Source organism: Paenibacillus sp. O199 (assembly GCF_001636635.1).
Classification (GTDB): Bacteria; Bacillota; Bacilli; order Paenibacillales; family Paenibacillaceae; genus Paenibacillus; species Paenibacillus marchantiae.
Genome location: NZ_LGRP01000002.1, coordinates 186390 through 198675, shown reverse-complemented (window position 1 = coordinate 198675; position 12286 = coordinate 186390). Strand labels below are relative to the sequence as shown.

Sequence of the window (12286 nt, the reverse complement as noted above, 5' to 3'; positions counted from 1 at the left end):
TGAGTTGTTATGACAGACTTAGACGTTTATACATTATTCATGCATATAATACTGGTATGTACTTTTGTCCAATTCCATTGACAATGATAATTGTTATCAACGAAGTTGTCAATGCAGCTTTTGCCTTTTAAGGTCGAAAGCCCTTCATTCGAACAATTCACATTTAGGCGGATGCCGCCATAAGCTAATTCCAGAATACGATGACAGGAAGGATGTTCGTACATGGATTACGTTTATAACACCTATTCAGGATATGATGAGGATCGTTCGTTTCAATTGCCCCCACTATTCCCAGGAGGCGCTCCAGGAGGTCAGCCTGTGCCAGGTTTTCCGGGATCACCAGGTTCCTATCCCCCATTCATTCCCGGCGGAGGTAGTGGCGGTCAACCTCCTTACTTTCCTGGAGGCGTACCCGGTACGGCACCGGGTGTGCCCGCTCAGCTATCACAAGGTAATCTGCCTACCCTTCTAAGCGCTTATCCACGCCCAGTAGGTCAGCCCCCGGCTGAGATGGTTTTTCTGTATAACCTGATCAAAAGCAGCCCTGGTCTTCTACCACTATTTATCCAGCAACAACCACAGAATCTGACACAGGCTGTGCAATTTGCTCAATCAGGAGTAGCAACACCTCGTGATCCTGAGCAACGTGTACTGCAAAATTTCTGTTATAACCGCTGGTCTCTCGTATTCACATACAATGACGTTTACTTAATGTGGCCATCCACCAATCTGTTCGGTTTTGTCATTGGTTACTTCTATCCGTTCCTGACTCCAGGTATTTTGCTCAATACACAGATTTTGTTTGCTCTCTGCTAGATCACGTTCACACATAGAACAAGCGCCCCAGTTGGAGGACAGAACCTTCCAATTGGAGCGCTTTTTTATGGCTACATTATTTCGTATTATCAGCAAGCATTTATCTAATCACAGCAACAATGCAATACATTTCACGCCAGGCGTTTTTCACCCTGACGTTTACCGTTCTTTCCTACCATAACAACGTAAATCAGCAATGCACCAAGATCCGCACAAGCGATTACAATGCCCATTGGCACAGCTGTGCCTTCTCCTCCAAGACCTACAAGCGGAGCGACAATACCACCAAATAGGAACGTCATAACCCCAATAAGTGCTGATGCACTGCCTGCTGATTTCTCTTGATTAGCCATCGCCAGTGAGAAGGAAGCCGTATTAACCAGCCCCACACTGGATACCACGAGAAATAACGGGATCAGGACCGAAATCAGATTACCTCCTGCTAGAATGGCGATGAGCAGCGATGTTCCTCCCAGAGCAGCAGTTATCAGTCCTGCGATCAACAGACGAGTTTCTGATACTTTACCTGCAAGTCTTCCGGCAATCTGACTTGCCAATATGATGCCCAGACCGTTAATGGCGAAGCAGATACTGAACATTTGCGGGGAAATGCCATATATTTTTTGAAGCACGAACGGCGAACCCGATATGTAGGCAAACATACCAGCAGATACAAACCCTTGGGTTAAAGCATATCCCATGAACAGGCGATCCCCTGCAATTTTGCGGAATGTAATCAGCGTCTGCTTCAGTCCTCCGCTAGATCGTCGCTCTGCAGGCAGTGTCTCTCCAAGACCAACCACGACAGCAACTAAAGTCAAAATCCCGATGATACTCAGCAAAATAAATACGCCACGCCACGACGTATACGCAAGCAATTGCCCGCCGATAATTGGTGCAGCAATGGGTGCGACCCCATTAATCAGCATTAAGAGTGAGAAGAAACGTGTTAGCTCCGGCCCGGAATACACATCCCTCACCACTGCACGCGAGATGACAATTCCCGCAGCTCCCGCTGCACCCTGAATGAAACGCAGCACAACAAAAGAGCCCATCGTTGGGCTGACCAGACAGAGTATGGAGGCGATCGTATAGAGAATAAGACCTGCAATAAGCGGCGCACGACGACCACGTACATCACTTAGAGGTCCAGCCAGCAGCTGCCCTGCGGCCAGTCCGACCATACATGCCGTTAGACTGAGCTGGGCATACGAAGTGGATGACTGGAATTCATCGGCCAGTGTAGGCAGTGCTGGCAAATACATATCCAGGGACAGCGGCCCAAAGGCCGACAGTGTCCCCAGAATCAATGCCATACGTACACGGGATGTAGAATTGGTGCTTAATGAAGCTGGTGTACTTTTCATATGAATAACATATTCCTTTCCCTGCGGTAGTTCACGTTTCCTTATTGTTCCCCGTTTCCTAACAGCTTGAGCAGGTTGGATGGTAGTGTGAACTGTTGATTGTTAATGATAATCCGGCGTAGTTCTTCTTCATCCCGCTCATTCTCGGCGTCCTTGATCTCCTGAATCTCCCGGTGCAGTCTCTCCATTTGTTGATCCAGTGCATTGGCAGAGTCTGCTGCACTTTTGAGTTCTTTCGTTAAACGCTCGGGAACATCTTTATTGTATTTATAAAAGATTTTATGCTCCAGGCTCGCCCAGAAATCCATCGCAATCGTACGAATCTGGATTTCCACACACGCCCGCTCCTGTCCATTAGACATGTAAACAGGCACTTCAACCAGAAGATGAAGGCTCTGGTAACCGTTTGGCTTCGGATTCTGGATATAATCTTTCACTTCCAGCACACGCAGGTCACTTTGATTGCACAGCATATCCTTGATCCGGTAGATATCGGAGATAAAGGAGCAGGTAATTCGCACACCCGCGATATCCTTAATATTTTCCTTGATGCTTTCAAAGGTTAACTCGTGATTTTTGCGGAACATCTTGTTCATAATGCTCTCAGGTGACTTTAATCTGGATTTCGTATGTTCGATCGGGCTGTAATCATGCAGGGACTGAAATTCTTCCTTCAGCACCTCGATTTTGGTCTCCATTTGATCCAAAGCAAATTTATAAATCATCATAAATCTCGTAATTTCATATTTAAATTTCTTGAATTGATCAATCGGATGTGGAGCGTTCATCATGGTTTTCTTCCTTTCTTCGTGCACACTAAAGTTAGTTTTATAAATACGAGGACAGAGGTCAATTCACATGTCTCCTGAACCATTATAAATCATATGGAGCCAATAAACGAATTTCTCACACCGAACGGCTGTTGCTGGAGGAAAGGTATGGGAACCTCGTTTAGGCGCATCCTAAAGAAGAATCATGGTCAATTGGCACGCCATTTCCGATGAAAGAGGTCGATCCCCCTGCTCTATCATGTGACGTATTCGTCCGATGCGCTTCGGGTAAAAGGCTATTTATGCCTGCCTGACGGCTGCTTCTTACCCGCCTTCTCGCCGTTAGAAAACACCGATAGCAGCTCTGCCTTCCAAGGCTTCACCGTATCGCAAGAATCCATGCAGATGCAACAGCTCGCAAGCCGCTACCCTCCTGTAGAACAACACACCATGGACGGTATTGATGCACGTTGGCCGGTTCTGATCTATTGCCGCGGTGGGTTGGGCAACTATGGTGGGGTAAATACCGCTTGGCTGGAGCAATTTGTCCATAAAGGTTATATCGTGTTCGCTCCATCATATCGTGGTAACGAAGGTGGCGAAGGACGTGACGAGTATGGCGGACGAGATGTCGAAGATGTACACGCCGCTTACCGACTTGTGCAAGAGTGGCCCTTTGCCGATACGAAGCGAATTTCAATGATGGGATTTTCGCGTGGAGCCATTAATGCCGTACATACAGCAACAACCTACAATGAAGGACCTCAGCAGGTACATAAACTGGTGCTTTGGAGCGGTGTCGCCGATGTGGAACGTACCTATCATGAACGAACCGACTTGAGACGTACTTTGAAAAGGGTGCTTGGCGGTTCGCCACGTTCAGTTCCGGAAGCTTATCTCGCCCGTTCTCCCTTGTCGAAGGCACACAAACTCCATTGTCCTGTGCTGATCATGCATGGCACGTCTGATACGCAGGTGAATTACAGTCATGGAACCCGGATGTATCATTGGCTGAAACGTAGAGGTGCCAACGTTACATTTCATGCTTATGGGGGACAGGATCATCGTTTTCAGGAGAGGATGCATGAGGCGGCAGTGAACAATATGTTTGACTGGCTTGCAGCACCTTAGCTGCAGAGTAGGCATGATTTAAACAAGTTTGCTGCTATGGGAAATTGGGCTTGCATCATAAACTTCATTTTGAAGGATCATGCGTTGTGGATGTATACTGGAGGGGTTACGTTTTTGGAAAGGACGGATGATTATGAATCAAAATACCCTCCAAAAGTACGCAATGCTGCTGTTATGCATGTCTGCCGGAATGGTTGATGTGATCGGATACCTGGGACTAGGGCATGTGCTTACAGCCAATATGACGGGTAATATTGTGCTACTGGGGATCGCGATTGCCCGTGCTCAGGAATTGGTTGTGCTGCGTGCACTCCTTGCCCTCATTGGTTTTATTGCCGGTAATGCCATTGCGGCATACATGATCGGACATGTGCAGACGAAAAATGGCTGGTCTTCCCGGGTCACATCTGTGTTCACTGTAGAAAGTATATTGCTTCTGCTCTTTGCCATCGCTATGATCAGTCCTTATTCGGAACAACTATCCTATTTGCTGATTGCCATGCTGGCCACCGCAATGGGGATGCAAACGACTGCGGCACGCCGCATTGGGATTGCCGGTATCTCAACGACCGTGCTTACCAATAATCTGGCCGCCGTGGTTGAGGATGCGGTAAGCATCCTTCAGCGACTGCGACACGCCAATATCCGCTCGCTGGTCAAAGCGCTATCAGCAGATGCATACCTTCGCGCAGGTGCCGTTGTGATCTATTTGGGCGGCGTTATTCTAGCTGCGATGTTGTTCCACCGCGTACCCATGATGGCAGTCTGGATACCTGTTCTGATCGTTGGAGGAGTCACCCTGTATGCACGGTTATACTCCCGAGGAACAACCAAAGCAGCGCCGACGGATGACATTTAAAGTTAGCTCTCATGCCATTATTGAGATTCATTTCATTAATGATGCTTCCTGTCTGATGAGTTCAACCAGATGCTGTGCAGCAGGAGATAACACTTCCCCTGCTCGTGTACAGACGGCTACGGTGTTTTTCAACTGTACACCTCGAACGAATACACGTGCCAACCTGCCCTGTTGTACATCTTCCTTTACGACCAGAGAAGAAATAAAGTTGGCTCCATAACCTGCCTTCACCGCACTAATCGTTTCGTTCAACCCATTGAACTGAAGCGCAATGCGGGGAGCGGCCAGGTTATTTGTTGTGCAGAGAGAGACCAGACGCTCCCGTGTAGCGCTGCCTTCTTCACGCATAATGAAAGGCTCTGCCACCATCTCCCGAAGCTCAATTTCCTTTCCCGCATAGGGATGATCGGGATGTACCACAAACCACATTTCATCTTCAAACAATTCGTCCCAATGAACACCTGAATGTGTAATGCCACTTCCACCATAAACCGCAATCTCGGCCTCATAACGCAGCAGTTGGTCAAAAGCCATCCGAGTATTGGTTGTGCTCACAACCAGATCCACATCCTCGTGCATTTGCTTGAAACGGGCAATCCAGCCCGGAAGCAGAAAATTCGAGGGCAAATAGGTTGCGGTAAGACGAATCATCCCTTTCTTGCCTGCACGAAAATCCTGCACAAAGTTCTCGACATCCTGCTCCAGCATGAACAGACGTTCCGCGTAGCCTGTTAATTGCATTCCAGCATCGGTAAGAACCAGTCTTCTCCCCTCCGAAGCAAATAGTTGAATGCCCAATTCCCGCTCAAACTTCTTCACCTGAGAGGATACCGCTGGCTGGCTAATGTTGAGTTCTTCCGCCGCACGCGTGACTCCTCCATATCTCACGATGGCATGAAACAATCGTAATCCGTGCAAATTCAACCGCAACACCTTCTTCACTTGAAGTATATAATCTAAAGTTATATTAACATACATAATATATATTTTATTTATGTATTTGTTCCCTTTATAGTTGAAGTATGAAATCCAATACATGCAATCGGAAAGGAACATGTAACGATGAACAATGTGAATGGTTCTACTCAACAGCAAACCTGGAGTCAAGTCGACGACTATTTGAACACCTTATTAATCCCCTCGGATCCCCTGCTGGAGCAGGCACTACTTACCAATGCGGAAGCCGGCTTGCCCGCTCATGATGTAGCACCTAATCAAGGGAAATTGCTTCAGCTCCTGCTTCAAATACAAGGCGCAACTCGTGTGTTGGAAATCGGGACGCTTGGCGGATACAGTACGATCTGGATGGCTAGAGCCCTTCCCGAACACGGACGTATCGTCACACTGGAAGCAGATCCACGCCATGCAGAGATGGCACGAACCAACATCACGCGTGCAGGACTTATGCACAAGGTTGATCTTCGAGTAGGTCCTGCCCTGACTACTCTTCCCGACGTTCAGGAAGAGTACAGAGAACCCTTTGATTTCATCTTCATCGATGCTGACAAACCGAGTAATCCAGACTATTTGCGATGGGCGCTGCGTCTGGCTCGTCCGGGAAGTCTGATTATTGGTGACAACATCGTCAGGGACGGTGAAGTTATCAATGCAGACAGTACGGACAACAGAGTTCAGGGCGTTCAGTCTTTCCTGAAATTAATTGCAGATAATCCACGTCTTGAAGCTACCGCACTGCAGACTGTAGGCACTAAAGGCTACGATGGATTCGTGATTGCCCGAGTGCTGGAATCCCCTACTGCAAAATAAACAGTGGTCAATTCTTCCGCAAATCCCCCATTCCTGTTAAACTAAAATCACTGCACAGGCAGACTGGGGGAAACCACTTGAGACTTCTACAACAGATTCATGCTGAAATTCGGGGCTGGTCCCGCAATATTCAATTGTTTTTTCTGGCAAGCATCTTGTATCAGATCGGAAATGGCATGTTCTCTGTCTTGTACAATCTGTACATTCAGGGTCTCGGCTACAATGATACAATGAACGGCCAGATTGTAAGTATTCAATCACTTGCGACAGCGATTATGTTTGTTCCCATCGGACTATGCGGCGATTTCTTCAGCCGTAAGCGGCTGCTGATTACCGGCGCCTTGTTCAGCGGAATATTTCTGATTGGCCGTTCCTTCGATTATTCTGCCAGCGGACTGATCTGGTTTGCTGTATTTTCAGGACTTTTCGCTGGCGTATTTCAGGTACTGGCCATTCCCTTCCTCGCTGAGAATGTGAAAAAAAGTCAACGACTGAAGATGTTCAGCTATTACTCCTGCCTCGTACTCGCTTCTCAGGTACTCGGCAGCTTGGGTGGTGGCATATTTGCAGACCTGCTTCATACGGCTGGCCTTGCCAAAGTCACTGGTTTGCAAACGGTATTGTTCGTAGGTGGGGCAGCTACACTGGTTGCGTTTATTCCGATGTTGTTTGTATCCGAGGATAAGAAGGCACCACAAGCGGATACTCCGGCGCAACCTGTCATTGAATCTGCAACATCTGCAACGGATGGCAAACAGGATGTCGTTCATTCCGCAGTACAAGGCAGCAAGAACGTTACTCTTAGCCAAAAGAAAGATTCCCGTTTGATCGGTCAATTTGTCATAACCCAATTATTAATCGGGTTTGGTTCTGGACTGGTTGTGCCTTATTTGAATCTGTATTTCACCAACCGTTTTTCGGTATCCTTAAGTGCTATGAGTCTGCTCATTTCATTGGGTCAGATCATGACCATTGTATCGATGCTGATTGGACCTACACTTGCGGCCAAGGTGGGAAGTGTTCGAGCTGTCGTCATCTTCCAGGTTATGTCACTGCCCTTCCTGCTGCTGACTGGCTTTACGAATCTACTGCTCATCGCTTCAGTGAGTTTCTTATTCAGACAAGCGCTGATGAATGCAGCTAATCCGATTCAATCCGCCATTCTGGTAGACAGAGTATCAGACAAACGCCGTGGAATCGCCAATTCACTGATGCAGACTGCCTTTATGATCGGATGGGCTACGATGGGACCCGTTCAATCCTACCTGGTAACCACTTATGGCACGTACTGGGGTTACGCGATCACGTTCAGCATTACAGGCAGTTTATACGTGATTTCATCGCTGATGTACTATATGATGTTCAAAGAACCGAAGCCATCTGCCCGTGTTCTTGCCGCGAACAGATAAATGATAACCATTCAATAGGACAGTGGATGAATCAGCTCCCTGTCCTGCTTCGTAATGAGCCAATCCCCGTCCAAGGATCAAGCAGTGTTCTCCTCATTGCAGGTTCGCTTGGCTTGAGCTATATATTAATGAGGATGTTCTCTCTCTCGGCCGCTACATCATTGTTGAGCATGGTACCTGGCGGAATGGATCAGATGAGCATCATGGCCCATGAAGTCAATGCCAACCTATCGGTGGTGTCCGGATATCAGTTGTTTCGCATCTTATTTATATTCTTTATCGTCTCTTCGCTCCTTAAGATGATTCTCATGCATATGTTGAGGAAAAAAGGGGCGAGCACCCATTCTTCGGTCAAGTAAATAGGAAGTGGACACACCAAAGAGAGTATCCGACTGATTTCCAGACTGCGGATACTCTCTTTTATTTGTTTGCTCATTTTATGAATAAACCCGACTATACATCCAACTCACAATGCCCACAGTTACAGCGGCCGCCCCAATAATAAATGCATAATAGCCAAGTTTGCTTTTTGACTCTGAAGTCTGCTTGTCATAGAAGTCTGAGTTTCGCCTGTAGAATCCCATCCACAGTTCTCCAATCATATTCACAACGACCATTATAAACCGTTTGGCAAGTCCCATTCATCCCATACCCCTTTCTTTTCTCAAACCCCTTCCATATTAAGTATAATTATCCTTTTCCATCAAAACAACTCTGTCACGCTGAACTCGGGGCAGTTTCCTGCTCCAGCCAGCTCAATCGCTCAAACGCCTCCTGGTCCGTGCTGCCACACATCTCTTCCGAAGCCTGCAATCCGCTGCATACAGCGGGGCGCTCTTTCTGACCAAAGATTCCGCAGCGATTGTCCTCCGTCAGTTGTACACAGCGCACACCTGCGGGCTTGCCGTCAGCCATCCCGGGTATCGGCGATGAGATAGAAATCGCGATACAGCATGCGGCACAGCCTGTCCTGCATTCCATAATTATTGTCCTCCCTCCATATCTGACATTTAACGTGATCCACGATTCACCCACGTCCACGTTCGAGCCAAACCCTGTGCAATTCTCCGATTCATGGTTCCATTCGAGAAATATCCACCATGACTCAACGGATTCCAGCTCCCAATTACACCGCCAGAGTTAATTTCCACGTCTTCGTTGACCGCTGCCTCATAGGCAGGATCAATAGGTCGCAGTGGGTAACCCAAAATATCATCCCGATCATAAAAGTTAAGCCATTCCCCTTCAAGCCCAGGAAAGTACTGCCCTGCCAACGGTGAAGGTACCTGAATCGGCCGGCTAAAATCATGATATCGTAAGCTCCATAATGGCAATGTCGTTCCAAAGGAATAAAAGCTTGTTAAGGTATCTCCCCGTTCCAATGCGGAAGTAACATCCACGATGGAGGGCGTTCGACTAGACGGATATTGCAGATCATAGAAAAAATTACTTGCAATCACAGCTCCCAAACTATGTGCAATGATACAGAGTGGAGCTTCTGGCCCATTCCGTTGTGCAAGTGCGTGCATCGCCCGATTCAGCGTATAATGTACCGCATCATAGTTATGCCCTTGATTTTCCACAGGTTGATACGCGACGGCATCAGCCAGATAATGTATAACAAATCGACGCAACACTTGATAGTTCAATCCCTGAGAGCTGACAAGCTGCTGAAACAGCGCCTCTTCCCGATCCTCAAATACGTCAGCCCAAAATACGGGCTCAATATCCAGCATCTGTTTGGCTGCTCCCGGCAAAACCATAACCTGATCCAATTCCTTATGCAATCGCGAAATCAGTGTATCCGCATAATTTTCCTTTTGCATACCCAGACCATGAATGACCATTACCGCAACACGAGTCATGGCTCTCCTCCTCCGTCCATTGACTAGCCACTCTCTTTGAACCATATGAACTTCTCAACCTGAACATGCATAGTCCTAATGAACAAGCTTTCCGATCGTTGCAAACATGAGATTTTGCCACATGTATCCTAGATACAGTTTACCACGTAACCAATAAAAAAAACGAAATCCATAAAGAGTAAACCCATACAAATTGGTATGTGATCAGCTTGGTCTCGGTATCGAGATGAAAAAAGAAGCTGCGAATATCGCAGCTCCCCATTTGTTCGTGTACTTAACCTTTCAGATGTACCTTAAGCACACCGTTCTGATTGGATGTAACATCACCTGTAGTGACCTCCACCCGATCAACCATGTCCTGACCATCTGGAATAATGATTGGCGTTATGAGCGGATATCCCGCAGCTTCAATCACTTTACGGTCGAATTCAAGCAACGTTTGCCCGGCTCTTACCTTCTCTCCAGTTTCAACATGCATGTTAAAACCTTCGCCTTTGAGCGATACCGTATTAATCCCGACATGAATCAGAATCTGCAAGCCACTCGCGTGCTCAAGAATGACAGCATGTTTGCTCTTGATGACATGGGCAACCTGAGCATCAAACGGGGCAACAACCTGATTGCCAGAAGGTTCAATGGCAACCCCTTCACCCATTTGCTTCTCTGCAAACGCCGGGTCAGGTACTTGTTCAAGCGGAACAGCTTTACCTGTTAATGGTGCCATGATTTCCAGTGTATTCACAGGCTCATCCGCCACCTGAGCAATACTGCGTGTGCGTGGCTCTGCAACTGCATTTGTTGTAGTTGTGCTAGAAGCTGATTTCGCTGTAGGTGTTTGACCACCAGCTACAGTAGCTTGATCTGCGTTGCGGTCTTCTTTTCTCAACTTCGCTCTTCCGAAAATAACAGTCAATACGAACGGAACAACCAGTACAATCGCCATACCGATGAAGAATACTCCCCATTTGTTCGGGAAAATGGACAAGAATCCAGGTACGCCACCTACACCGATAGAGGTTGCCTGAACATTATTCATCGTAAGCAGTACACCGCCGATCGCAGAACCGACCATACCGAAGATAAACGGATAACGATAACGGATATTCACCCCGAAGATCGCCGGCTCGGTTACCCCGAGGAAGGCTGAAACGGATGAAGTTGCCGCAAGTCCTCTCATTTTCTTCTCACGAAGCACGAGCATCATAGCAAGTGCGGCAGAACCTTGCGCGATATTGGACAGTGCCAGCATCGGCCACAGGAACGTTCCGCCTTGGCTACCAATCAGCTGTACGTCTACCGCTAGGAACGTATGGTGCATTCCTGTAATAACGAGCAATGCGTATAGTCCACCGTAGATCAGACCACCAAGAGCCGCATATGAATCGTAAATATAGATCAAGCCGGATGTAATTCCATTCGCAATGGCAAATGTAACTGGACCAATGATTGTAAATGCCAGGAATCCCGTAATCAATAAAGTGACAGGTGCAACTACAAGCAGTTTGATCGAATCATGCACCCTTTTGTTCAGGAAAATCTCCAGCTTGGCAAGCAGATAGGCGGATACCAATACCGGCAGAACCTGCCCCTGATAACCGATCTTCTCAATATGCCAGCCGAACAGATTCCACGTAGGCACGGTGCCTTCGTTGACTGCATTGGCGTAGCCATAAGCACTCAGCAGATCGGGATGTACCAGGATCAGACCAAGTACAATCCCGAGCAACGGACTGCCGCCGAACCTTGTTACAGCGGACCAACCAATTAACGCAGGCAGGAAGGTAAAGGCTGTGCTCGCAATGGTGTTAATAATAGATGCGAGATCCTTCCATGCCGGATATACATCCACCAGTGATTTTCCATCAAAGAATATGCCTGGTCCTGTCAGAATGTTATTAATACCGAGCAAGAGACCGGCCGTGATGATGGCTGGCAGGATCGGGATGAAAATGTCCGATAGTGTTTTGATCGCACGCTGAATCGGGTTTTGCTTTTTACCCGCAACAGCCTTCACGTCATCCTTGGAAGCACGTTCGCCCCCGGTAATCTGAATCATTTCATCATACACTTTATCCACAAGCCCAGGTCCGATGACCACCTGGAATTGTCCTTGAGAGGAGAACTGGCCTTTGACCAGATCGTTCTGTTCCAGACTTTCCGTATCTACTTTACTTTCGTCGTATAGGGCGAACCGGAGGCGTGTGACACAATGCGTTGCAGCTTCAATATTATCTTTGCCGCCGACCGCGCGAACGATCTCCTCAACCTGTTTTTTATCAATTGCCATATTGTCACTTCCCAT

General features: G+C 47.6%; 13 protein-coding genes. 6 read left to right on the top strand and 7 right to left on the bottom strand.

Translation table 11 applies throughout. The annotated features are described in order from the left end of the window. Positions 1–222: 222 nt before the first annotated feature. Positions 223–816 (top strand): hypothetical protein, encoded by a 594-nt coding sequence (locus tag A6049_RS04170; RefSeq protein WP_063563402.1) that lies wholly within the window; start codon positions 223–225, stop codon positions 814–816. Positions 817–947: 131 nt separating this feature from the next. Here the strand turns inward: A6049_RS04170 and A6049_RS04165 are convergent, their stop codons facing one another. Then, a complete protein-coding gene (locus A6049_RS04165) occupies positions 948–2183 on the bottom strand; it encodes a multidrug effflux MFS transporter (RefSeq protein WP_063563401.1) in 1236 nt (411 codons plus the stop codon). 41 nt (positions 2184–2224) lie between these two features. Beyond that, positions 2225–2971 (bottom strand): GTP pyrophosphokinase, encoded by a 747-nt coding sequence (locus A6049_RS04160; RefSeq protein WP_063563616.1) that lies wholly within the window; start codon positions 2969–2971, stop codon positions 2225–2227. A 387-nt stretch (positions 2972–3358) separates the two neighbouring features. Between A6049_RS04160 and A6049_RS04155 the strand changes: the two genes are divergently transcribed. Both A6049_RS04155 and A6049_RS04150 read left to right on the top strand, forming a co-directional pair. Next, a complete protein-coding gene (locus A6049_RS04155) occupies positions 3359–4084 on the top strand; it encodes an alpha/beta hydrolase family protein (RefSeq protein ID WP_240321303.1) in 726 nt (241 codons plus the stop codon). A gap of 133 nt (positions 4085–4217) precedes the next feature. Then, positions 4218–4943: a YoaK family protein gene (locus A6049_RS04150; protein WP_240321302.1), complete on the top strand. Its 726-nt coding sequence runs from the start codon at positions 4218–4220 to the stop codon at positions 4941–4943. Between the two features lie 27 nt (positions 4944–4970). On the opposite strand, the gene A6049_RS04145 is transcribed toward A6049_RS04150, so the two are convergent. After that, on the bottom strand, positions 4971–5867 hold the full coding sequence (locus tag A6049_RS04145) for a LysR family transcriptional regulator (protein WP_063563398.1): 897 nt from the start codon (positions 5865–5867) through the stop codon (positions 4971–4973). A gap of 138 nt (positions 5868–6005) precedes the next feature. On the opposite strand from A6049_RS04145, the gene A6049_RS04140 reads away from it, so the two are divergent. From A6049_RS04140 to A6049_RS04130, 3 genes are all read left to right on the top strand, one after another. After that, the gene (locus A6049_RS04140; protein ID WP_063563397.1) at positions 6006–6710 is read left to right on the top strand and encodes an O-methyltransferase; all 705 of its coding nucleotides are present in this window, start codon (positions 6006–6008) and stop codon (positions 6708–6710) included. Positions 6711–6787: 77 nt separating this feature from the next. Beyond that, positions 6788–8119, top strand: coding sequence for an MFS transporter (locus tag A6049_RS04135; RefSeq protein WP_063563396.1), 1332 nt, complete (start codon positions 6788–6790; stop codon positions 8117–8119). A gap of 26 nt (positions 8120–8145) precedes the next feature. After that, the gene (locus A6049_RS04130; protein ID WP_063563395.1) at positions 8146–8478 is read left to right on the top strand and encodes an AbrB family transcriptional regulator; all 333 of its coding nucleotides are present in this window, start codon (positions 8146–8148) and stop codon (positions 8476–8478) included. Positions 8479–8556: 78 nt separating this feature from the next. Here A6049_RS04130 and A6049_RS04125 read toward each other — a convergent pair whose 3' ends face one another. The 4 genes from A6049_RS04125 to treP form a co-directional block, all read right to left on the bottom strand. After that, a complete protein-coding gene (locus A6049_RS04125; protein WP_063563394.1) occupies positions 8557–8760 on the bottom strand; it encodes a hypothetical protein in 204 nt (67 codons plus the stop codon). 76 nt (positions 8761–8836) lie between these two features. Then, entirely contained in the window at positions 8837–9100 is a 264-nt protein-coding gene (locus A6049_RS04120) for a YkgJ family cysteine cluster protein (protein ID WP_024631858.1), read from the bottom strand. 29 nt (positions 9101–9129) lie between these two features. Then, the gene (locus A6049_RS04115; RefSeq protein ID WP_063563393.1) at positions 9130–9984 is read right to left on the bottom strand and encodes a hypothetical protein; all 855 of its coding nucleotides are present in this window, start codon (positions 9982–9984) and stop codon (positions 9130–9132) included. Between the two features lie 274 nt (positions 9985–10258). Continuing rightward, positions 10259–12271, bottom strand: coding sequence for a PTS system trehalose-specific EIIBC component (treP, locus tag A6049_RS04110; RefSeq protein WP_063563392.1), 2013 nt, complete (start codon positions 12269–12271; stop codon positions 10259–10261). Positions 12272–12286 lie beyond the last annotated feature (15 nt).

Bases quoted from the DNA above. Each gene is read 5' to 3' on its own strand.
- treP (WP_063563392.1), bottom strand. From the start codon at position 12,271: ATGGCAATTGATAAAAAACAGGTTGAGGAGATCGTTCGCGCGGTCGGC.
- A6049_RS04115 (WP_063563393.1), bottom strand. From the start codon at position 9,984: ATGACTCGTGTTGCGGTAATGGTCATTCATGGTCTGGGTATGCAAAAG.
- A6049_RS04140 (WP_063563397.1), top strand. From the start codon at position 6,006: ATGAACAATGTGAATGGTTCTACTCAACAGCAAACCTGGAGTCAAGTC.
- A6049_RS04170 (WP_063563402.1), top strand. From the start codon at position 223: ATGGATTACGTTTATAACACCTATTCAGGATATGATGAGGATCGTTCG.
- A6049_RS04165 (WP_063563401.1), bottom strand. From the start codon at position 2,183: ATGAAAAGTACACCAGCTTCATTAAGCACCAATTCTACATCCCGTGTA.
- A6049_RS04150 (WP_240321302.1), top strand. From the start codon at position 4,218: ATGAATCAAAATACCCTCCAAAAGTACGCAATGCTGCTGTTATGCATG.
- A6049_RS04155 (WP_240321303.1), top strand. From the start codon at position 3,359: ATGCAACAGCTCGCAAGCCGCTACCCTCCTGTAGAACAACACACCATG.
- A6049_RS04125 (WP_063563394.1), bottom strand. From the start codon at position 8,760: ATGGGACTTGCCAAACGGTTTATAATGGTCGTTGTGAATATGATTGGA.
- A6049_RS04130 (WP_063563395.1), top strand. From the start codon at position 8,146: ATGAATCAGCTCCCTGTCCTGCTTCGTAATGAGCCAATCCCCGTCCAA.
- A6049_RS04160 (WP_063563616.1), bottom strand. From the start codon at position 2,971: ATGAACGCTCCACATCCGATTGATCAATTCAAGAAATTTAAATATGAA.
- A6049_RS04120 (WP_024631858.1), bottom strand. From the start codon at position 9,100: ATGGAATGCAGGACAGGCTGTGCCGCATGCTGTATCGCGATTTCTATC.